16 protein-coding genes are annotated in these 20,996 nt (G+C 71.6%); 11 read left to right on the top strand and 5 right to left on the bottom strand.

All coding sequences use genetic code 11. The features are described 5' to 3' along the window. Nucleotides 1-19: 19 nt before the first annotated feature. Nucleotides 20-961, top strand: a complete 942-nt coding sequence (gcvA, locus tag HBB12_RS02130) for a transcriptional regulator GcvA (RefSeq protein ID WP_236987847.1) — start codon at nt 20-22, stop codon at nt 959-961. A gap of 308 nt (nt 962-1,269) precedes the next feature. Here gcvA and HBB12_RS02125 read toward each other — a convergent pair whose 3' ends face one another. After that, nucleotides 1,270-2,166, bottom strand: a complete 897-nt coding sequence (locus tag HBB12_RS02125) for a LysR substrate-binding domain-containing protein (protein WP_236987846.1) — start codon at nt 2,164-2,166, stop codon at nt 1,270-1,272. 106 nt (nt 2,167-2,272) lie between these two features. Here HBB12_RS02125 and HBB12_RS02120 point away from each other — a divergent pair, with 106 nt between their 5' ends. The 3 genes from HBB12_RS02120 to HBB12_RS02110 all read left to right on the top strand — a co-directional run bounded on the left by HBB12_RS02120 (nt 2,273) and on the right by HBB12_RS02110 (nt 4,999). Beyond that, entirely contained in the window at nt 2,273-3,067 is a 795-nt protein-coding gene (locus tag HBB12_RS02120; protein ID WP_236987845.1) for an SDR family NAD(P)-dependent oxidoreductase, read from the top strand. Nucleotides 3,068-3,230: 163 nt separating this feature from the next. Further along, on the top strand, nt 3,231-3,992 hold the full coding sequence (locus HBB12_RS02115) for an endonuclease/exonuclease/phosphatase family protein (RefSeq protein ID WP_236987844.1): 762 nt from the start codon (nt 3,231-3,233) through the stop codon (nt 3,990-3,992). Then, nucleotides 3,989-4,999, top strand: a complete 1,011-nt coding sequence (locus HBB12_RS02110; RefSeq protein WP_442919215.1) for a lysylphosphatidylglycerol synthase transmembrane domain-containing protein — start codon at nt 3,989-3,991, stop codon at nt 4,997-4,999. Before HBB12_RS02115 ends, HBB12_RS02110 begins: the two co-directional genes overlap by 4 nt. 351 nt (nt 5,000-5,350) lie before the next feature. On the opposite strand, the gene HBB12_RS02105 is transcribed toward HBB12_RS02110, so the two are convergent. Beyond that, nucleotides 5,351-6,772, bottom strand: coding sequence for a phospholipase D-like domain-containing protein (locus tag HBB12_RS02105; RefSeq protein ID WP_236987843.1), 1,422 nt, complete (start codon nt 6,770-6,772; stop codon nt 5,351-5,353). A 187-nt stretch (nt 6,773-6,959) separates the two neighbouring features. Between HBB12_RS02105 and HBB12_RS02100 the strand changes: the two genes are divergently transcribed. Next, nucleotides 6,960-10,358, top strand: a complete 3,399-nt coding sequence (locus tag HBB12_RS02100) for a DEAD/DEAH box helicase (RefSeq protein WP_236987842.1) — start codon at nt 6,960-6,962, stop codon at nt 10,356-10,358. Between the two features lie 6 nt (nt 10,359-10,364). Here HBB12_RS02100 and HBB12_RS02095 read toward each other — a convergent pair whose 3' ends face one another. Both HBB12_RS02095 and HBB12_RS02090 read right to left on the bottom strand, forming a co-directional pair. After that, complete coding sequence (locus HBB12_RS02095) at nt 10,365-11,132, bottom strand: EAL domain-containing protein (RefSeq protein ID WP_236987841.1); 768 nt, start codon at nt 11,130-11,132, stop codon at nt 10,365-10,367. 104 nt (nt 11,133-11,236) lie between these two features. Next, nucleotides 11,237-11,797, bottom strand: a complete 561-nt coding sequence (locus HBB12_RS02090; protein WP_336886923.1) for a cupin domain-containing protein — start codon at nt 11,795-11,797, stop codon at nt 11,237-11,239. A gap of 157 nt (nt 11,798-11,954) precedes the next feature. On the opposite strand from HBB12_RS02090, the gene HBB12_RS02085 reads away from it, so the two are divergent. The 5 genes from HBB12_RS02085 (at nt 11,955) to HBB12_RS02065 (ending at nt 18,441) form a co-directional block, all read left to right on the top strand. Next, nucleotides 11,955-12,737, top strand: a complete 783-nt coding sequence (locus HBB12_RS02085) for an ABC transporter substrate-binding protein (RefSeq protein WP_236987839.1) — start codon at nt 11,955-11,957, stop codon at nt 12,735-12,737. Between the two features lie 17 nt (nt 12,738-12,754). Continuing rightward, nucleotides 12,755-13,411 (top strand): amino acid ABC transporter permease, encoded by a 657-nt coding sequence (locus HBB12_RS02080; RefSeq protein ID WP_236987838.1) that lies wholly within the window; start codon nt 12,755-12,757, stop codon nt 13,409-13,411. Next, nucleotides 13,408-14,139 (top strand): amino acid ABC transporter ATP-binding protein, encoded by a 732-nt coding sequence (locus HBB12_RS02075; RefSeq protein WP_236987837.1) that lies wholly within the window; start codon nt 13,408-13,410, stop codon nt 14,137-14,139. The genes HBB12_RS02080 and HBB12_RS02075 overlap by 4 nt, the downstream gene beginning before the upstream one ends. A 13-nt stretch (nt 14,140-14,152) precedes the next feature. Next, nucleotides 14,153-15,439, top strand: coding sequence for an NAD(P)/FAD-dependent oxidoreductase (locus tag HBB12_RS02070; protein ID WP_236987836.1), 1,287 nt, complete (start codon nt 14,153-14,155; stop codon nt 15,437-15,439). A 281-nt stretch (nt 15,440-15,720) separates the two neighbouring features. Continuing rightward, entirely contained in the window at nt 15,721-18,441 is a 2,721-nt protein-coding gene (locus HBB12_RS02065) for a bifunctional diguanylate cyclase/phosphodiesterase (RefSeq protein ID WP_236987835.1), read from the top strand. A 7-nt stretch (nt 18,442-18,448) separates the two neighbouring features. On the opposite strand, the gene HBB12_RS02060 is transcribed toward HBB12_RS02065, so the two are convergent. Further along, the gene (locus tag HBB12_RS02060; protein ID WP_236987834.1) at nt 18,449-19,693 is read right to left on the bottom strand and encodes an amidase; all 1,245 of its coding nucleotides are present in this window, start codon (nt 19,691-19,693) and stop codon (nt 18,449-18,451) included. Nucleotides 19,694-19,922: 229 nt separating this feature from the next. Here HBB12_RS02060 and lptB point away from each other — a divergent pair, with 229 nt between their 5' ends. Then, nucleotides 19,923-20,789, top strand: a complete 867-nt coding sequence (lptB, locus tag HBB12_RS02055) for an LPS export ABC transporter ATP-binding protein (protein ID WP_236987833.1) — start codon at nt 19,923-19,925, stop codon at nt 20,787-20,789. Nucleotides 20,790-20,996 lie beyond the last annotated feature (207 nt).

The raw sequence follows: 20,996 nt of genomic DNA, 5'->3' as shown, positions 1-20,996 counted from the left end.
CCCAGGAAATCTGGGTCACTTGGAGGATCGCATCGTGGCCCTCGACCGGACTCCCCGCCGCCGCCTGCCGCCGCTCAATGCCGTGCGGGCCTTCGAGGCCGCCTCGCGCCACGCCACCTTCCACGAGGCCGGGGACGAGCTCGGGGTGAGTGCCGGCGCGGTGGCGCAACAGGTGAAGATCCTGGAGGGCTGGTTCGGCCTCGCCCTCTTTCGCCGCCTGCCGAGCCGCGGCGTCGTCCTCACTCCGGCGGGCCAGCGCTTCGCGGTCGCCGCCGGCGAGCTGCTGGACGGGCTCGCCGAGGCGACCGCCCGGCTGCGGCGTCAAGGCCAGGACCACGTGCTGACGGTGAGCACCACCCATTCCTTCGCCAGCCTGTGGCTGATCCCGCGCATGAGCAGCTTCCGGACGCAAAATCCCGACCTCGACGTGCGGGTCGTCGCCAACAACCGGCTGGTGGACTTTTCCCGCGACGACGCGGACGTGGCGATCCGGCACGGGCGCGGGCGCTATCCGGGCCTGCGCTCCGACCTCCTGATGCACGACGTCGTCTTCCCGGTCTGCAGCCCGGCCCTGCGCGACGGCGAGCCGCCGCTGCGCTCACCCGGGGATCTCGCCCGCCACACGCTGCTTCACGACGACGACCCGATCGACGTCGAGGCGGTGGACTGGTCGCAGTGGCTCGCCGCGGCGGGCGTCACCGGCATCGATGCCTCGCGCGGGCCCCGCTTCACCCACACCTTCATGATCCTGCAGGTCGCCACCGCCGGTGGCGGGGTCGGCCTCGCCACACGGGTGCTGGGCGGTGATCTCGTCACCGGTACCGGACTGGTCCGGCCCTTCCCCGACGAGGTGGCGAGCCCCTACAGCTTCTTCCTCGTCACCCCGACCGAGGACGACGCCCCGAAGGTCGCCCGCTTCCGGGAGTGGATCACCGCGCAGGTGGCGGAGTCGGACCGCTGAGCGTCGGGCCGGCCGCCTCGCTGTTCCCAGACCACGAGACGCCACGCCCGTCGCCGAGCAGGATGCAGGCGCAGCGATCGGAGGACGGACGCCCCGGCAGCTTTCCGAGGAGGGCGGCGACGAGCCGTAAGAACCAGGACGACATGATGACAAACAGACTCCGCCGCGTTCGGGCGCGGTCGGCGCGCGCTCCGGTGAAGTCCGGAGTGTGCCCGAGCGTGACCGTGTCCTCCATGCTCGTACGTCCCACTTCGTAGACCCCACGTCCAAACGACGCGGACCGACCGCGCCGGCCTGCCGGGGCGGCCTCACCCGCGGACCACCGCGTGCGCCGCGAGGAAATCCACGAAGCAGCGGATACGCGAGGACAGCCGCTCGTGCCCGGCATAGAGGGCATGGATGTCCTCCGCGTCGCCCGGGCTGAACTCTTCGAGCACCGGCACGAGGCGGCCGGCCGCGATGTCCTCGTCGACGTGGAAGCGGGCGAGACGGGCAAGCCCGGCGCCGCCGAGCGCCATCAGCCGCACCACCTCGCCGGAATTGCCGAAGAAGGTGCCGTGGACCGGCCGCTGCACCACCGCCCCGTCGATCAGGAACGGCCAGGTGTCCAGCGAGCGGCGGAAGCTGAAATTGAGGCAGTTGTGAGGGCCAAGCGCGTCCGGATGGGCGGGCGTGCCGCAGCGCTCCAGGTAGGCGGGAGCCGCCACCACCGCGAGGCGGCTGCGGCCTAAACGCTTCGCCCGCAGACTCGTGTCGCGCAGAGGGCCGATGCGGATCGCCACGTCGGCGCGTGCCTCGACGAGATCGACCACGTCGTCGGTGAGCGCGAGATCGACCCGCATCCGCGGCTGCTCGATGAGAAAGCGCGGCAGCACCGGCAGGATCGCCTTCATACCGAACGGCACCGAGGCGTTGACCCGGAGAAGCCCGCTCGGCTGGGCGGCGTCGCGGCCGAAGCCGTCCTCGATCGCGTCGAACTCGGCGATCAGCTCGCCCGCGCGGACGAGGTACGTCTCGCCCTCCGGCGTCAGGGTCATCGCCCGGGTGGTGCGCCGGATCAGGCCGACGCCGAGGCGTGATTCCAGCCGCGCCACCGCCCGGCTCACCGCCGAGGGGGTGCAGCGCAGGGCCTTGGCGGCGGCCGCGAAGCTGCCGCGGCGGGCCACCTGCACGAAGGCCTCCATCTCGCCGAGGCGGTTGTCCATCGCCGGTCCATTGTTGCGTCCGATGCACGATCATCGTGCCGGCCCGCGCGCTGGTCATCAATCCCCGGCATCGTCATCTCGGGACCTCCAGAGACGGAGACCGACCATGGACCTGAAGATCGGCGGCAAGATCGCCCTCGTCACCGGCGCCACCGCGGGCATCGGGCTCGCCATCGCCCGCCGCCTCGCCGCGGAAGGCGCCGAGGTGGTGCTGCCCGGCCGCAACCAGGGCAAGCTCGATGCGGCCGCGGCCGTGATCGCCGCCGAGCCCGGCGCGCGGGCGCCCCGCACGGTGCTGGCCGATCCGGCGACCGCGGACGGCGCGGCGGCTTTGGTCGCGGCTTTGCCGGCGGTCGACATCCTGGTCAACAACCTCGGCATCTACGAAGCCAAGGCGTTCGAGGAGATCACCGACGCCGATTGGCACCGCCTGTTCGAGGTCAACGTCGTCTCGGGCGCGCGGCTGGCCCAGGCCTATTTCCCCGGCATGCTGGAAAAAAATTCCGGGCGGATCGTGTTCGTGTCGAGCGAATCCGGCCTCGTGCCGCCGCCCGACATGCTGCACTACGCGGTGTCGAAGACCGCGCAGCTGACGATCACCCGGGGCCTGGCCCAGCGCACCCGCGGCACCGGCGTGACGGTGAACGCGGTGATGCCCGGCCCGACCCGCTCGGAGGGCATCGTGGACTTCCTGAAGAGCGTCGCCTCGGACCCGGACGCCCCGCCGGCCGAACTGGAGGCGGAGTTCTTCCGGGTCCACCGCCCGCTCTCGCTGCTTGCCCGGATGATCGAGCCCGAGGAGATCGCAGGCCTCGTGGCCTATCTGGCGAGCCCGCTTGCGGCGGCGACCAACGGTGCGAGCCTGCGGGTCGAGGGCGGGATCGTGCCGACCATCGCCTGATCCCCCTAGACCACCGCCTGCGCCTCCGGGCCGCCCAGCGAGAGGCGCCACCCGGCGGCGTGATCCGCTCATGATCTAACATTCCGACGGCGCCCGGGGGCTCCGAACCACAGCCAGGCTCGGCCGTTGAGGGAGGTTCGTCCCGTCGTGAAAAGGCCCCCGGTTGCTCCGCGTCCTCACCTACAACGTGCGCCGCTGCCTCGGCGCCGACGGCCGGCTTGCCCCGGAGCGCATCGCCGCGGTGATCGCCGCCTGCCGGCCGGACGTGGTGGCGTTGCAGGAGCTCGATGTCGGCCGCGCCCGCAGCGGCGGGATCGACCAGGCTGAGGTGATCGCCGGCCATCTCGGGATGCGCTCCCACTTCCATCCGGCAATGCGGGTGAGGGAGGAACTCTACGGCGACGCGATCCTGACCTCCCTCCCCTCCCGGCTGGTGCGGGCGAACGGCCTGCCGGGGCGGGACGGCTGCGAGCCGCGCGGCGCGCTCTGGGTCGCCGTCACCGCCGGCGACGCCGAGGTGCAGGTCGTCACGACGCATTTCGGCCTCGGCCGGCACGAGCGACGGGCGCAGGCCGAGGCGCTGCTCGGGCCCGCCTTCCTCGGCGATCCGGCCTGCCGCGACCCCGTGGTGCTGCTCGGCGACTTCAACGCCCTGCCGGGATCGCACGTCCATCGCCGCCTCGCCGCCCGGCTGCCGGACGCGCACGGGAAACGGGTCTGGATGCGGCCGACCTTCCCGGCCCGCCTGCCGCTCCTGCGCATCGACCACGTCTTCGTCAGCCGCGGCGTCGCGGTGCGGCAGGTCAGCCCGCTCGGCGGCCGGCTCGCCCGGGTCGCCTCCGACCACCTGCCGCTCGTCGCCGACCTCGACCTCGCGCCGGCCCTCGGCCCCCGCATCTCCGTGCCCCGGGAGGAACCCGCGTGACGCAGGCTCAAGACCGAACCCAAGAACGACCCGAAGACGAACACGAGACGTCCGCCCGCCGCCGGTTCTGGACCATCCTCCTGACGATCCTCAGCGTCGCGCTCGGCGGCTACCTGCTGTACCGGACGCTCGCGGGCTACAGCCTGGCGCAACTCGTGGACTCCGTGCGGGCGCTCCCCGCCGGCCGGCTCGCCGCCGCCGGGGGCTTCGCCGCCGCGAGCTATCTCTGCCTCACCGGGATCGACTGGCTGGCGTTGCGCGCCGCCGGCAAGCCCCTGCCCTATCCCCGGGTGGCGCTCGCGGCCTTCATCAGCCTGTCGCTCGGCCACAGCATCGGATTCGCGGGCCTGAGCAGCGGGGCGATCCGCTACCGCTTCTACACCCGCTGGGGCCTCAGGACCGCGGACGTCGCCAAGGCGGTCCTGTTCTGCGGCGTTACCGTGGCGGTCGGCCTGATGGCGCTCGGCGCCGTCGCGGTGCTGGTCCATCCCGGCCTCGCCCGGGAGGTGACGGGCCTCGGCCAGGGTGCGGTACTGGCGGCGGGCCTCGCCTGCGCGGGCGGCGTCGCGACCTATCTCGGCCTCGCCGCCTGGTGGCGCAAGCCGGTGACCTTCCGGCGCTGGTCGATCGAGATGCCGCCGCTTCCCCTCGCGGCGGCGCAGGTAGGCTTGGGAGCGGTCAACTTCGCCCTGGTCTCGGCCTGCCTGCACCAGGTGCTGGCGGCGGTCTCCGATGTCGGCTTTCTCGCCGTCGCCTCGGTCTTCGTCATCGCCAACGCGGCGGTGCTCGTCACCCATGTGCCCGGCGGCGTCGGGGTGATCGAGAGCGTGGTCGTCCACCTCCTGCCGAAGACCGACGTGATCGGCCCGCTGATCGCCTTCCGGTGCCTGTACTTCCTCGGCCCCCTGGCGCTCGGCCTCATCGTCTTCGCGGTGACGGAGGCGGTGTTCCGGTGGCGGGATGCGGGTGGAGCGGCGCGGGAGGTCGCGTCCGTGCGGTCGTCGTGACCGGAGCGTGGCGATGACCGCGTGCCCTGTCGCCTGGCACGAGCGGAATCGCCGGTCTCTTTTCCATCCCGACCCTCGACCTCATCCTGATGTGTCAGAGCCTGTTTGACCGATCAACATACTCTATCCCACCAGCAACCTCATCCTGAGGTGTTAGTCGATCAAAGATCGACTAACCTCGAAGGAGGGCTCCAGAACTCTCCGGGATCACTGGATCCCTCCTTCGAGGCTCACTGCGTTCCCACCTCAGGATGAGGTTGAGGGTGGGATGATTGACATGGAGCATCCGACCAAGCTCCGAGCATGAACGCACACCGCGGAATCGCGACCCGTCGCTGGGCGCAAGCCCCCCTACGCCGTCCCGAACGGCCGCTCCGGGTCCAGCAACTCGGAGCTGACGAGCGGGTCGAGCAGCCCCTCCTCCTCCGGCACCTCGCAGACCCGCAAGGAGCGTGGGCCCCCCATGTGCCGGCGGATCGCCGCGACGAGGCCGAATTCCGCGATCGCCTCTTCCGCCACCTCCGGCGCCACGCCCAGATGCTCGGCCACCAGGCGGGCGCGCAAACGACGGAGCGCGGCACGCTCCTCCGGGTCGCGGGCCTCGACCGCGAGGTCGCACTCGGTGTCGAGGGCGACGGAGCGGTTGTTGAGGTTCGAGGAGCCGATGCGCAGGAAAGAATCGTCGATCAGGACGAGCTTGGCGTGGACCTCGATCTCGCAATCTCCTTCGGATCCCGGCACCACCGGATAGGCCACGAGGAGACGGCCGAAGCGGTCGATTTCGCGCAGGCGGCGCAGCACCCGGTCGCGCGGCGTGCCCATGGCGACGCGCTCGGTGAAGTTGTGCGAGCGGCGCGTCAGCACCACCACGATCTCCGGGCCCGCCTCCGCCGCGAGATGGGCGGCCAGCGCATCGGCGACGAAATCCGCCGTGAGGTACTGCGCCTCGAGGTAGATCGTCTCCCTGGCCGCCGCGAGCGACGCGGCGGTGAGCGCCGCCGCCTCCTCGACCGAGGGTTCGTCGCCCTGGAGCGGCATGGTGCGGGCAATGGCGACGGGCGCGTCGGTGACGAGCGGCGCCAGTCCCTGAGGCCAGACCGGAGCGGCGGCCGCTACCGGCGCCAGCCCCTCGCCGGTGGCGGCCCGCCAGCGCGCGCGGGCGAGATCGCCGAGCCTTGCCGCCGCCTCGCCGTCCACCGCCATCTGGAGGTCGTGCACCGGCGGGTAGAGGTCGCCGTCGGGATTGGTGCGCAAGGGATCGCCGGCCGTGTGGGCGGGGGTATCCCAGCGCCCGACCGTGAGGTCGATGCCGCCGCAGAACGCGACCCGGTCGTCGATGCAGACGAGCTTCTGGTGGTGGGCGGCGTAGAGCGGGTGGTGGGTGTCGAGGCGCACCTCGACGCGCGGATGCGCCTCCCACTCGGCCCCGAACAGCAGCGGCAAAGCCGCGCCCGGCCCGTGCAAGGTGGCGACGCTCCAGACCAGCACCCGCACCTCGAGCTCCGGCCGCCGCGCCGCGAGGTCGCGCAGGAGCGGGCCCAAGGGCGGAGATTCCTCCGGGCTCGCCTCGTGGCGCAGGCGGATGCGCCCGTCGAAATCCCAGCCGACGATCAGGATCGAGCGTTGCGCCTGGCGCAAGGCGTCCTCCAGCCGGGCGAAATACTCGGCGGAATCGATCATCACCGCGACCCGCTCGGCCCGCGCCACGCACCAGCAGGTGCGGCCGGGCTGGAACAGGCTGTCGGGCTCGTCGCGCGCGGGGTCGATGGTCATGAGCGCTCGTGGACTCCTCACATTCCCTTGATCCCGGAACGGCAGGCGGGGCCGTCCGTTCCGGGACCAAGGGAAACGCACAGGCGATTCGCCCGCAAGACGGCCGCAACGGTTCCCAAGACCGGCCCGGCTTCCTACCTTCGCCAAGGAGGCCCGGCAGGGCAGGCCGGAGGTGGATCCCGTTTCGATGCGCAGGAGGCCGTCCTTCACCGAACGCGACATCCTGCGCAACTGCGGCCACGCCTCCTTCCACGACGGCGCCCGCGACCTGGCGCAGGGCCGGGTGCTCGACATCGAGGCCGACGGGGACGAGTACGTCGAGGGCGACGTCGAGAGCCGCAGCGGGCGAACGGTGTACAGCGTCTCGATCTCCATCGGGCGAGATTCCCAAGGCATCTCGATCCGCGGGGATTGCACCTGCCGGGACCGCTTCAATTGCCGGCACGTGGCGGCCGTACTGCTCGCAGCGCTGAACGGCACCGCCGTGCGGCCGCCACCACCCCCGCCGCCAACCCCCGAGGAGCGGGCGGCCCGCCTGCTCCGGCTCCAGGATTCCGCGACCGACGACACCCTGTCGCCCGAGTTGACGAACTGGCTGGCGCGCCTCGACCAGGTCCGCAAGACCGGCAGCGAGGAGTTCCCGCCCGACATCGACCGGCGCCTGATCTACGTCATCCTGGCCCTGCCCGGCCGCGGCGGCACCGCACCCCGGCTCGCCGTCGCGCCGATGCAGGCCCGGATCCTGAAGAGCGGGGCGATGTCGGCGAAGGCGCGCCCGGTCGATCCGCAGAGCATCGCCTATGCGGCGAGCCCGGCCCAGTACCTGCGCCCGTCCGACCGGCGCATCCTCAAGTCGCTCAACGGGCGGATGCGCGAGACCGACGGCGACGGGCCGCCGGCCTATCCCCTGATCGACCAGGCCGGCGCCGAGATCCTGGACCAGGTGCTGGCCACCGGCCGGGCCCGGTCCGGGACCGTGCTGGGGCCGGCGCTGGCGGCCGGCCCGCCCCGGCCCGGCCACCTCGCCTGGGTCGAGGGCGAGGAGACGCTGACGCCTCGGCCCGTCCTCGAGGGCGAGAACGGGGACAGCCAGGTTCTGGCGCTGGCCGCCCAGCCGCCGGCCTATCTCGACCCTGAAGCCGGGCAGGTCGGGCCGATCGAGGTCGGGTTGCCGCCGCACCTCGCGGCCGCCCTGCTGGCCGGACCGCCGGTGCCGGCCTCCGCCGCGCCGGCCCTCAACGCCGCCCTCGCCCGGCAGATGCCGGGCCTGACCTTGCGCCTGCCGGAACCGCCGCGGGAGAATGTGGTCGACCAGGCGCCGGTGCCGGTGCTGCGCCTGACCCAGATCGAGCTGCCGGCGCCCGCTTACTATTTCGGCCTCGGCGAGAAGCCGCCGCCCGAATCCGTGCGCCTCGCCGCCCTCTCCTTCCGCTACGGCCCGGTGACGGTGCCGTTCGGCGACCTGCGGGCCAAGCCGACGCGGCTTTCGAACGGCCGGCTCTACGTGGTCGAGCGCGACGGCCCGGCCGAGCGGCGGGCGGTGGCGCGGCTTCTCGCCCACGGCCTGTCGCCGGCCCAGGAGCGCCGCATGGACCTGCCGCAGGCCCATGCCCGGGATTTCCTGCCCGATGGCGGCGAGGAGGCCTGGACGGCGCTCCAGTCCGACGCGCTGCCGGCCCTGAAGGCCGCAGGCTTCGAGATCGTGACCGATCCGGCTTTTCGCGGCCGGGTGCTGCACCCGGATGCCGCGGTCGAGTTCGCGATCCACGAGAGTTCCGGAATCGACTGGCTCGAACTCGATCTCGGGGTGGAGATCGAGGGCGAACGCATCCCCCTCGCCGAGCCGGTCGCCGCGCTGCTGGCGCGTCCCGACTTCACGATCGAGTCGATCGACGAGGCCTCGCCCGAGCCGGTGATGCTGCCGCTCGGCGACGGGCGGCTCCTGGCCCTGCCGGGCGCGCGGCTGAAGCCGATCCTGCTCGCGCTCCGCGAACTCAGCCTCGGCGGCGCCTCGGGCGAGGGCGGGCGGCTGCGGCTCGGCCTCGTCGATGCCGCGACGCTCGCGGCCCTGGAGCGGATGAGCGAGGCGGCGATGCTGGCCTGGCGCGGCGGCGAGGCCTTGCGCGCCATGGGAAGGATGCTGCTCGCCGAGGGCGGCATCCCGCAGGTCGCACCGCCGGACACCTTTCGCGCATCCTTGAGGCCCTACCAGGCGGAAGGGCTGTCCTGGCTCGCCTTCCTGCGCGATGCCGGCCTCGGCGGCATCCTCGCCGACGACATGGGGCTGGGCAAGACCGTGCAGGCCCTGGCGCTGATCGCCTGCGAGAAGGCGCAAAGGCGCCTCGACCGGCCGGCCCTGGTGATCGCCCCGACGAGCCTGATGGCGAACTGGCGCCGGGAGGCCGAGCGCTTCGCCCCCGACCTCTCCGTGCTGGTGCTGCACGGCCAGGGCCGGCACGAGCATTTCGACGCGATCGAGGGCCACGACCTCGTGCTGACGACCTATCCCCTCGTGGTCCGCGACCAGGCGGTGCTCTCCGCCCAGGACTGGCACCTCCTGATCCTCGACGAGGCGCAGACGATCAAGAATCCGGACGCGACGACGACCCAGCTGATCCACGGCCTGTCGGCCCGGCACCGGTTCTGCCTCTCGGGCACGCCGCTCGAGAACAACCTCGCCGAATTGTGGTCGCTGTTCTCCTTCGCCTGCCCGGGCCTGCTCGGCGAGCGCAAGACGTTTGCCCGGACCTGGCGCACGCCGATCGAGAAGCACGGCGACGCCGAACGCAGCCGGCTGCTCGCCCGCCGGATCAAGCCGTTCCTGCTGCGGCGGACCAAGGAGCAGGTGGCCAGCGACCTGCCGCCCAAGACCGAGATCACCGAGGAGGTCGAGCTGGGCGAGGCCCAGCGCGCCCTCTACGAGTCGATTCGCCTCGCCATGCATACGAGGGTGCGGGAGGCCATCGCCGCCAAGGGCTGGGAGCGCAGCCGGATCGTCATCCTCGACGCCCTGCTCAAGCTGCGCCAGGCCTGCTGCGACCCGCGCCTCCTGAAGCTCGACCGGGCAGGTGAGGCCGGATCGGCCAAGCTGGAGCGGCTGGAGGAATTGCTCGACGCGCTCCTGGCCGAGGGGCGTCGGGTGCTGGTCTTCTCCCAATTCACCGCGATGCTCGCGCTGATCAAGCCGCGGCTGGAGCAGGCAGGCATCGCCTATACCGAGCTGACCGGCCGCACCCGCGACCGGGAGGGGGCGATCCGGCGCTTCGAGACCGGCGAGGCGCGGGTGTTCCTCATCAGCCTGAAGGCCGGCGGCACCGGGCTCAACCTCGTCGCCGCCGACACGGTGATCCTGTACGATCCGTGGTGGAACCCCGCGGTGGAGTCGCAAGCGATCGACCGCGCCCACCGGATCGGCCAGGACAAGCCGGTCTTCGTCCACAAGCTCGTGGCGGCCCGCAGCATCGAGGAGAAGATGGAGGAGTTGAAGGCGCGCAAGAGCGCGCTCGCCGATTCCCTCTTCGACCACGAGGGCGCCCCGACGAGCGCGCTGACCCAGGCCGATCTCGACGTGCTGCTGGAGGGGTGACTGCGTTCACGCCGCCTGCCGCATCCCCGGCAGGTTCAGCTCCGGCAGGGCCGCGACCGTGGGCCGAGCGAAGAGATAGCCCTGGAACAGGGTGATGCCGGCCTCGCGGAGCGCCGCGAGTTCGTCGGGCGTCTCGATCCCCTCGGCGATCACCGCGACGCCGAGCGCCCGGGCGATGGCGATCACGCCCGACACGATCGCCCGCCGGGCCGGCGATTCGGCGATGCCGCGGATCAGCTCCATGTCGAGCTTGATCAGGTCGGGCTGGAACCGCGCCAAGAGGCCGAGGCCGGCATAGCCGGCGCCGAAATCGTCGAGCGCGGTGAGGAAGCCGCGCTGGCGGTAATCGGTGATGATGCGCTGGACATGGGCCACGTCGGTCATGCGCTCGTTCTCGGTGAACTCGAACATGATCCGCTGGTGGGCGAACCCGATGCGGCGCGCCGCTTCCAGGGTCGCCCGGATGCAGGCCGCCGGCTCGTAGACGGCGTTGGGCAGGAAGTTGATCGACAGCCGCACGTCGCCGGCCGGAAACAGCCCGCCGGCCAGCTCGATCGCCTTGGTGCGGCAGGCCTGGTCGAAGCGGTAGCGGTTGTCGTCGTCGACCTGGCCGAGGATATAGCCCGCACCCTGCCCCTCGGTGCCGCGCACCAGGGCCTCGTAGCCCCAGACGCTCCCGCTCTCGAGGTCGACGATCGGGTGGAACGCCATCGTGAAGGTGAAGGGTAGCGGTTCGCCGCTCCGGCACTGCCCACACTCGCTGCGCTTGGTCATGGTACCGTCCGGCTCCGTCGACGGATACCCTCCCACCGTTATCTTGACGCAAGATGAAACCGGCCTTGCGGATGCGGAATTAAGATAATTGTCCCGTCATAGCCTCAGGCCCGCGGCACGGCATTGACCCACAGCACCAAGGCGATCCGGTCGGGGGACGGGTTGCGGTAGCGGTGCGGGCGCCGGCTAGCGAAGCGGAAGCTGTCGCCGGCCCTCAGTTCCGCCGTCGTGCCCTCGACCGTGAGGACGAGGGCCCCCTCCATCACCAGCCCGGCCTCCTCGCCGTCATGGACCAGGGGCTCGTCGCCGGTGCCGGCCCCGGGCGCGAGCTGCATCAGGAACAGGCTCAGGGCCGCGTCGCCTTGCGTGAGCAACTGCTTGGTGATGCCGGCGCGCCACAGCGTGAGCGCCGCCCGCTCGCCGGCCCGGGTGACGATCCCGTCGGCGGCCGCATGCTCCGGCGCGCCGAACAGGGCGCCGAGCCCGACCCCGAACAGGTCCGCGACCTGCGTCAGCACCCGCAAGGACGGCGAGGACAGGCCGCGCTCGACCTGGCTGAGATAGCCGATCGACAGCCCGGTCAGCGCCGCCACCGCCTTGAGCGAGAGCCCGCGCTCCTGACGCAGGGAGCGCAGCCGCCGGCCGACCGCGAGATCGGCCGCCATCGGCTCGCTTGCCTGCCCGTTCGATTGCCGATCTGCCGCCTGTTTCATGTGCATGAAATTCGATTGCGTGATGCAACGAATTATGGCCTGATGTTCATGTCAATGAAATTTATGCGGTGGGACGGCGAGCCGCACACAACCGTCAGGGGAGCAGAGGATGACGAGGCGTCTGATTCGGGCCGCGGGCGCGGCCCTGGTGCTGCTCGCGGGAAGCGCGCTCGCCCGCCCCGCTTTGGCGCAGGAGACGGTCCGGGTCGGCTCGACGCCGACGGGCGTCCCCTTCACCTTCCTCGACACCAAGACCAACACCATCCAGGGCGTGATGGTGGACGTGATCACGGCCATCGGCAAGCAGGCCGGCTTCTCGGTGCAGATCGAGCCGTTCCAGTTCTCGAGCCTGATCGCCGCGCTCAACGCCAGGAAGATCGACGCGATCTCGGCGGCGATGTTCATCACGGCGCCGCGCAAGGAGGTGATCGCCTTCTCGGAGCCGGTCTACGCCTATGGCGAGGGGCTGGTGGTGCCGAAGGCCGACACCAAGGCCTACACGGCATTTTCCGACCTGAAGGGCGAGGTCGTCGGCGCCCAGGTCGGCACCGCCTTCGTCGATGCGCTCAAGAAATCGGGCGAGTTCAGCGAGGTGAAGGCCTACGACACGTTCCCCGACATGCTGCGGGACGTCAATGCCGGCCGGGTCAAGGCGGTCTTCGCCGACGCGCCGATCATCGCCTACAACCTCAAGAGCGGCAACTTCCCCAACGCCCACCTCGTCGCCTCGTACAAGCCGGTGGTCGTCGGCTCGGTCGGCATCGGCGTGCGCAAGGACGACACGGCGCTGCTCGCCAAGATCAATGCGGGGCTGGCCAAGATCAAGGAGAACGGCGAACTGGCGAAGATCCTGGAGAAGTGGGGCCTGCAACCGTCGGTGAACCCGTCCTGACGGGCTGAGACCGTCCCATGTCCGGTTTCCTGTCCGACGCCCGCGAGTTCATGCCGATCCTGCTCCAGGGCGTGGGGCTGACGATCCTGATCACGGCGGGCTCGCTCGTGGTCTCGACCGCGCTCGGCCTCGTCTGGGCGATGATGCGGGTCTCAGGGGTGCCCGTCCTGTCGTTCCTCGCCGCGAGCTTCATCAACGTGATCCGGGGCATCCCGATCATCGTGCAGCTGTTCTACATCTACTTCGTGCTGCCGGATTTCGGGGTGTCCCTCACGGGGGTGCAGGCGGGCATCATCGGGCTCGGGCTGGCCTATTCGGCCTACCAGGCCGAGAATTTCCGCGCCGCCATCGAGGCGATCGACAAGGGCCAGGTCGAGGCGGCGCAGACCATTGGCATGGGCTGGGGGCTGACGATGCGGCGGGTGCTGCTGCCGCAGGCCTTCCGCGCCGCCCTGCCGCCCTTCGGCAACGTGATGATCATGATGCTGAAGGATTCGTCGCAGGCCTCGACCATCACGGTGGCCGAGCTGGCGCTCCAGGGCAAGCTCATCGCCTCGTCGACCTTCAAGAACACCAGCGTGTTCACCCTGGTGGCGCTGATGTACTTGGGCCTGAGCCTGCCCCTGATCCTGATCGTGCGCCACTTCGAGAAGCAGCAGGCCGGCCGGCGATGATCGAGCTCGACGACGTCCGCAAATCCTATGGCGCGCTGCCCGTCCTCAAGGGCATCACCGCCCGGGTCTCGAAGGGCGAGGTGGTCTGCGTGATCGGGCCGTCGGGCTCGGGCAAGTCGACGGTGCTGCGCTGCATCAACGGGCTCGAATCCTACGAGGGCGGCACCATCACGGTGAACGGCCGCAAGGTCGACCGGTCCGACCGCTCGATCCGGAGCGTGCGGGTCCAGGTCTCGATGGTGTTCCAGCGCTTCAACCTGTTCCCGCACCGCACGGCGCTCGAGAATGTCATCGAGGGGCCGATCTTCGTGAAGGGCGAGGACCGTGGGCAAGCCACCGAGCGCGGCCGGGCCCTGCTCGCCCGCGTGGGTCTCGCCGGCAAGGAGGAGGCGCATCCGCCGCAACTCTCCGGCGGGCAGCAGCAGCGGGTCGCCATCGCCCGGGCGCTCGCCATGCGGCCCGACGCGATCCTGTTCGACGAACCGACCTCGGCCCTCGACCCGGAACTCGTCGGCGAGGTGTTGGGCGTGATGCGCGGGCTCGCCGAGGAGGGGATGACCATGATGGTCGTCACCCACGAGATGAGCTTTGCCCGCGAGGTCGCCGACCGGGTGCTGTTCCTCGACGGCGGCGTGATCGTCGAGGAGGGCCCGGCCCGCGAGGTGCTGGGCCGCCCGCAGCAGCCCCGCACCCAGGACTTCCTGCGGCGCGTGCTGAACCCGCTGTGACGAGGCGTACCCGATGACCGAACCCTTCCCCCTAGGGCCGGCCCTCTGGGCCACCACCGCCCCGCCCGCCCCCGCGACGCAGCCGCTCGCCGAATCCGGCCGGGCCGACGTCGTCGTGATCGGCGCCGGCTTCTGCGGCCTGTCGACGGCGCTCCACCTCGCGGAAGCCGGCATGAAGCCCGTGGTGCTGGAGGCGCGCGAGATCGGCTTCGGCGGCTCGGGCCGCAATGGCGGCCAGGTGATCCCGGGCCTCAAGCACGATCCCGACGAATTGGTGCAGATGTTCGGGCGAGAGCGCGGCGAGCGCCTCGCCGCCTTCGGGGCCGGGACGGCGGATGCGGTGTTCGACCTCATCGCGAAGCACCGGATGGACGTGCCCCACATCCGCACCGGCTGGATCCAGGGCGCCCATACCGCCGAGGGTCTGGCCCTGTCCGAGCGCCGGGCCGAGCAATGGTCCCGCCGCGGCGCGCCCGTGCGCCTGCTCGACAAGGCCGAGACCGACCGGCTGCTCGGCACCGAGCGGTATCTCGGCGGCTGGCTCGACGGGCGCGCCGGCGCGGTGCAGCCGCTCGCCTATGCCCGCGGGCTCGCACGAGCGGCGCTGGCGGCCGGCGCACGCATCCATACCGATACCCCCGTCACCGGCCTGTCCCGCCAGGGCGGCACCTGGACGGTCGGGACGGGACGTGGCCCGAGCCTCACCACCGAGCGGGTGGTCTTGTGCACCAACGGCTATTCCGGCGACCTGTGGCCGTCCTTGCGCCAGACCATCATCGCGGCGAACTCGTTCCAGGTCGCCACGACCCCACTCTCCGACAACCTGCGCCGCACGGTGCTGCCCGAGGGCCAGGTCTGCTCCGACACCCGCAAGCTGCTGCTCTACTTCCGCCTCGACCATACCGGCCGGCTGCTGCTCGGCGGGCGCGGGCCGTTCCGCGAGCCCAAGGGGTCCGGCGACTGGTCGCATCTGGAGCGGATCGTCCCGAAACTGTTCCCGCAGCTCGCCGGCATCGGCTTCGACCATCGCTGGTGCGGACGGGTCGCGGTCACCCGGGACTACCTGCCCCACCTGCACGCGCCCGCGCCCGGCCTCCTCATCGATATCGGCTGCCAGGGCCGCGGCGTCGGGCTCCAGACCCGGATGGGCCAGGCGATCGCCGCCTTCATCGCCCGGGACGATGCCGACGCGCTGCCGATCGCCCCGACACCGATCACCCCGCTGCCGCTGCACGGGCTGCACCGGCTCTACGCCTCGGCGGTGGTGGCCTGGTACCGGCTGCAGGATGGGGGGCTGTAGCGAAGCGCCGGCGCGGAGACGGTCCGGAGCGGCCGCGAGATCCGCACGCCTCGAACCTCCCCCGTCGATCGATCTCGGATCTGCGCCGCCGGCGGCATTCCCGGCAAGGAGATCGAACCCGGCAAGAAGACCGAAATTCTTTCATCATCGCCGAAATCGATACCGCGATTGACCCAAAGACATACCCCCTCGGCGCGCAGATTCCGCCAGCCGATTTTCATCGCTTCTTAAAGCTCCGCGGTACATAGGGAAGCGTTCGCCGCACCGACCAGACGAGAGCCGTGGGCCCGACGATCGACACTCCGCCGGCCGGCGCCTCGCGCGGCCGTTCCTTCCGGATCGTCGTCGCGTCCGCCGGCCTTCTGGCGGCAGTGATCGCGGTCTCCTCGGGGCTTTTGGTGAGCAGCCTGCACCGGCACGCGATCACCGAGGCGGAGGGCAATCTCGTCGGACTCTCCACGGTGCTGGCCGACCAGGCCGACCGGGCGCTGCAATCGATCGAGCTGGTCCAGGACAGCCTGATCGGCGAGTTCCGAACGGCGGGAGTCGCCAGCGACGAGGATTACTCCGTCCTGGCCTCGCAGCAGGTGCTGCACGACGCGTTGAAGACGCGCATCGCCGGCTTGCCGCAAGCGAACGCGATCACGGTGATCGACCGGCACGGCAAGCTCCTGAACTTCAGTCGCTACTGGCCGATCCCGACGGTCAACATCGCCGACCGGGACTACTTCAAGGTGCTGGCGTCCGATCCCGGGCTCGATCGCTATATCAGCCAGCCGGTGCAGAACCGCGGCGACGGGGTGTGGACGATCTACATCGCCCGCAAGGTTCGCGCCCCGGACGGATCCTTCCTCGGCCTGGTTCTCGGCGCCGTCGAACTCGGCTACTTCGAACGACTCTACCGGACGATCGCCCCGATCCGGGATGACGTGATTTCGCTGTTCCGCGACGACGGGACGCTCCTCGTACGCCATCCCCAGCACGACGGCGCCGTCGGCAAGACCTTCCAGAGAGTCGGAGCCTCCCCCGTCGCGCTCAAGAAACGAGCCGAGGGCGTGATCCGCGCGCTCAGCCCGGTCGACGGGCGCGACCGCATCATCGCCAGCCGGACGCTGACGCGCTACCCGATGCTCCTGAGCGTCAGCCGCACCGCGGAGGCGAGCCTCGCGGCCTGGCGCCAGCAGGCGTGGATCATCGGCGCGGCCGCCCTGCTCCTCGATCTCGGCATCGCCGGGTTGGTGCTGCTCGGGCTGCGCCAGGCGCGGGCGCAAGGGCGGCTCGCCGCGGCCGAGGCCGCACGCTCCGCTGCCGAGGCGCGGGAGCAGGGCGAGCGGAAGCTCGGCGCCCAGCGGGCGAAGTTCGGCATCGCCCTCGACCATATGACCCAGGGCCTGTGCCTGTTCGATCGCGACGACCGGCTGATCGTGATGAACGCGCGCTACGCCGCGCTGCACGCCGTGCCGGAGGCCCTGCGCCGGGAGGGAACGCCGCTCGCAGCCCTCCTCGACTATCTCGGGGCGGACGGGACGCGGGCGGCCCTGGTGGCGGCGGCGCGCCGCCGTATCGCCACGGGCGGGCCGGCGAGCTTCACCTGCGACCTCACCGACGGGCGCGCCATCGCGGTCGTGCATGTGCCGATCCCGGGCGGCGGCTGGATCTGCACCCACGAGGACGTGAGCGAGCGCCGCCGCAACGAGGCGCGCATCGCCCACATGGCCGGCCACGACGCCCTCACCGGCCTGCCGAACCGCACCCAGTTGCAGGAGCGCCTCGACGCGGCGCTGGCGGAGCGCGGCGCCGACGATGCGGTGAGCGTGCTCTGCCTCGACCTCGACGGCTTCAAGGAGGTCAACGACACCTACGGCCACCCGGTCGGCGACGAATTGCTTCGCCTCGTGGCGCGGCGGCTGCGGGAGGCGGTCGGCGCCACGGCTTTGGTCGGACGCCTGGGCGGCGACGAGTTCGCGGTGATCCGCTGCGCGCCCTCGAACCCGGCCGGTATCGCGGCGCTCGCCGAGCGGATCGTGCGGCTGCTGCGACGGCCCTTCGAGGTCCAGGGCCACGAGGTCGGCATCGGCACCTCGATCGGCGTCGCGACGACGGAGGAGCCCGAGGTCAGCACCGCCGAACTGCAGCGCCGGGCCGACGTGGCGCTCTACCAGGCGAAATCCTCGGGGCGGAACGGCTGGCGCTTCTTCGACCCGGCGATGGATGCCGACCTCCAGCGGCGCCGCCAGCTCGGTGCCGACCTGCGCGTCGCCCTGGCCGAGGGGCAGCTCGATCTCCACTACCAGCCGATCGTCGCCGCCGACGGGTCGGCGTTGCGCGCCCGCGAGGCGCTGCTGCGCTGGCGCCACCCGCGCGAGGGGTTCGTCAGCCCGGGAGAGTTCATCCCGATCGCCGAGGCGACCGGGCAGATCCGCGGGCTCGGCGCCTGGGCGCTGGCCCGGGCCTGCAGCGACGCCGCCGGTTGGCCGGCGGAGATCAAGGTGGCGGTGAACCTCTCCCCGGCGCAGTTCGTCGGCGACGGGCTCGTGGAGGAGGTGATGGGCGCGCTCAAGGCGAGCGGCCTGCCGCCGGACCGGCTCGAACTGGAGATCACCGAATCGGTGCTGCTCCAGGACGACGCGGCCACGCTCGCGATCCTGCACCGGTTGCGGGCGCTGGGGGTCGGCACCGCGATGGACGATTTCGGCACCGGCTATTCGTCCTTGAGCTACCTGCGCCGCTTCCCCTTCGACAAGATCAAGATCGACCGCTGCTTCGTGCAGGATCTCGGGCAGGAGGACGGCAGCGCCGCGATCGTCCGCGCCACGATCGGCCTCGGCAAGGCGCTCGGCATGGTCGTGCTGGCCGAGGGCGTCGAGACCGAGATCCAGGCCGCGGTCCTGCGCGAGGCGGGCTGCGACGAATTGCAGGGCTACCTGTTCGGCCGGCCCTGCCCGATCGGGGAGGTGCAGGGAGTCGCGGCGGACGGCGGCCGGATCCCAGCCGCCGCCTGATCCCGCCCTATCCCCGCAACGCCCGCTCGATCAGCCCCGCCGCCGCCAGCGCCCGCCCGTCGTCGCCGAACCGGGCGATCACCTGCACGCCGACCGGCAGGCCGGCGGACGTCCGGTCGACCGGCAGGGTGACGCAGGGCACGCCCATCAGGGTCCAGAGGCGGTTGAAGCGCGAATCGCCCGTGTGGTCGAGGCCGGCGGGCGCCGCGCCGGGCGCCGCGTAGGTCAGGAGCACGTCGACCCCGTCCTCGGAGAAGACGTCCTTGAGGCCGCGGCGGGCATGGTGGGCGGTGCGGCGCGCATCGTCGTAAGCTGCGGTCTCGATCTCTTGCGCCGCGTCGAGGGCGGCGCGCAGGCGCGGCGGCAGGGCGTCGCGGTGCGCCGCGTATTCCCAGGCCAGCGCCTGGCGCGCCTCGTAATCCTGGAGCGTGCCGTGGGCCGCAAAGGCCTCGCCGAACCGGGCCGGCAGGGTCAGGTCGCGGATCACGGCTCCCGCCCGCTCGGCGGCCTGCGCCGCCCGGGCAAGCGCTCCTTCCGCCTCCGGTTCGGGGGCGGCGCAGAACTCCTGGCGCAGGATCCCGATCCGGGGCGCGCCGGCCTCGCCGGTCCGCGCGATGGCCGGCCGGTCGGCGATGAGCGCCAGGGCGTGGGCGGCATCCGCCACGCCCGCCGCGAACAGGCCGAGCGTGTCGAGGGCCCAGGAATAGCACTTCACCCCGACCGTCGGCAGCAGCCGGAACGACGGCTTGACCCCGACGACGCCGCAGAACGCCGCCGGGCGGATGATCGAGCCCCCGGTCTGGGTGCCGAGCGCCAGCGGCAGCATCCCGGCCGCCACCGCGGCGGCCGAGCCGGCCGAGGAGCCGCCGGGGGTGTGCCCGGGGTGATGGGGATTGCGGGTCGCGGTGGGGTCGAGGAAGGCGAAGGGCGTGGTGGTGGTCTTGGCGAGCGGCACCGCGCCGAGGCTCTTGAGCCGCGCCACCACCGGCGCGTCGGCGCGCGGGCGCCAGCCCTCGTAGATCGGGGAGCCCATGGTGGTCGGCAGGTCGGCGGTGTCGATGATGTCCTTGATCCCGACGGCGATGCCCGCGAGCGGGCCCTTGGCCGGGATCGCCGGCGCGGGATCGACGCAGACCAGGGCGCCGACCTCCGGCTCGCGGGCCGCGATCGCCTCGCGCACGAGGCCGACCGCCCCCTCGGGCGTCAGCCGGCCGGCATCGATTCGGGCGCAGAGGTCGAGGAGCGGGAGCATCGGGCCGTCCGGGCGGGAGGAGTCGGATGAACGACTTTGTAAGCGCATTCGGGCAGTGTGTTCCAGAACACGAAGCGAGGCCTGGCATGGCCCGGCGAAACTCCGAGCGCGTTGCGGCCAGGGTCCCGCTTCGGCTAAACCGGCGCCGTTCACCCGCCGCACGGCCGCCTGGGGCGGATCAGGCCGACGCGGCGGGGCGCCGAAAACGGCATCCTTCGCGAGAGAGCCCGTGACCCTTCCCTCCGCCCTGCCCCTGCAAGCCCAGGCCATACCTGCTCCGCGGCCCGTCTCGCGCCTCGGGCGCCTGTTCGGCCGCGGGCGCAGGGCCGAGGCCGCGGCGGAGCGGGACGGCGCCGCCGAGGCCTTCGGCGGGCCCGGCATCCTGGCGGTGGCCGGCCTCAAGAAGAGCTACGGCGCCCGCACCGTCGTGCACGATGCCGGCCTGACCGTGCGCAACGGCGAGGCGGTCGGCCTGCTCGGCCCCAACGGCGCCGGCAAGACCACGATCTTCTACATGATCACCGGCCTCGTCTCCGCCGATCGCGGGACGATCAGCCTCGACGGGCACGAGATCACCCGGCTGCCGATGTACCAGCGCGCCCGGCTCGGCATCGGCTACCTGCCGCAGGAAGCCTCGATCTTCCGCGGCCTCAACGTCGAGGACAACATCCGGGCGGTGCTCGAGGTGGTCGAGCCCGACCGCAAGGCGCGCGAGCGCAAGCTCGATTCGCTGCTGGAGGAGTTCAACATCACCCGCCTGCGCAAGTCGCCCTCGATCGCGCTCTCGGGCGGCGAGCGGCGGCGCTGCGAGATCGCCCGGGCGCTGGCCTCCTCGCCCTCCTTCATGCTGCTCGACGAACCCTTCGCGGGCATCGACCCGATCGCGGTCGGCGACATCCAGGAACTGGTGATGCATCTCAAGGGCCGCGGCATCGGCGTGCTCATCACCGACCACAACGTGCGCGAGACGCTCGGCCTGATCGACCGGGCCTACATCGTCCATTCCGGCCGCATCCTCACCGAGGGCACGCCGGACGAGATCGTCGCCAACGAGGACGTGCGCCGGCTGTATCTCGGCGAAGATTTCCGGCTGTAGCCAAGAAGCGGGCGTCATCCGGGTTCGCCGCTCCGCCGCAACCGAAATCCCCGAACCGTCGATGGGCGCTCACCGGAACCTCGGTACGGCACTCTGCTTCGTCCGGCTCCCGGCGGACTTGCCTCACCCAGCGTCTCGTCCATGACGGCGGCGCCGACGAGCCGTTTTTCCACTGGCGACCCACCCCGCCCTGCGCCACCCTGACGG

This window comes from Methylobacterium sp. SyP6R, assembly GCF_019216885.1.
In the GTDB taxonomy this organism is placed as follows: Bacteria; Pseudomonadota; Alphaproteobacteria; order Rhizobiales; family Beijerinckiaceae; genus Methylobacterium.
Note: the sequence above shows the minus strand (reverse complement) of the source record. Positions and strands in the feature narration are given on the sequence as shown.

Bases quoted from the DNA above. Each gene is read 5' to 3' on its own strand.
- HBB12_RS02090 (WP_336886923.1), bottom strand. From the start codon at position 11,797: ATGGCGGCCGATCTCGCGGTCGGCCGGCGGCTGCGCTCCCTGCGTCAG.
- HBB12_RS02125 (WP_236987846.1), bottom strand. From the start codon at position 2,166: ATGGACAACCGCCTCGGCGAGATGGAGGCCTTCGTGCAGGTGGCCCGC.
- HBB12_RS02060 (WP_236987834.1), bottom strand. From the start codon at position 19,693: ATGCTCCCGCTCCTCGACCTCTGCGCCCGAATCGATGCCGGCCGGCTG.
- HBB12_RS02070 (WP_236987836.1), top strand. From the start codon at position 14,153: ATGACCGAACCCTTCCCCCTAGGGCCGGCCCTCTGGGCCACCACCGCC.
- HBB12_RS02085 (WP_236987839.1), top strand. From the start codon at position 11,955: ATGACGAGGCGTCTGATTCGGGCCGCGGGCGCGGCCCTGGTGCTGCTC.
- HBB12_RS02100 (WP_236987842.1), top strand. From the start codon at position 6,960: ATGCGCAGGAGGCCGTCCTTCACCGAACGCGACATCCTGCGCAACTGC.
- HBB12_RS02105 (WP_236987843.1), bottom strand. From the start codon at position 6,772: ATGACCATCGACCCCGCGCGCGACGAGCCCGACAGCCTGTTCCAGCCC.
- HBB12_RS02120 (WP_236987845.1), top strand. From the start codon at position 2,273: ATGGACCTGAAGATCGGCGGCAAGATCGCCCTCGTCACCGGCGCCACC.
- HBB12_RS02080 (WP_236987838.1), top strand. From the start codon at position 12,755: ATGTCCGGTTTCCTGTCCGACGCCCGCGAGTTCATGCCGATCCTGCTC.
- HBB12_RS02095 (WP_236987841.1), bottom strand. From the start codon at position 11,132: ATGACCAAGCGCAGCGAGTGTGGGCAGTGCCGGAGCGGCGAACCGCTA.
- HBB12_RS02075 (WP_236987837.1), top strand. From the start codon at position 13,408: ATGATCGAGCTCGACGACGTCCGCAAATCCTATGGCGCGCTGCCCGTC.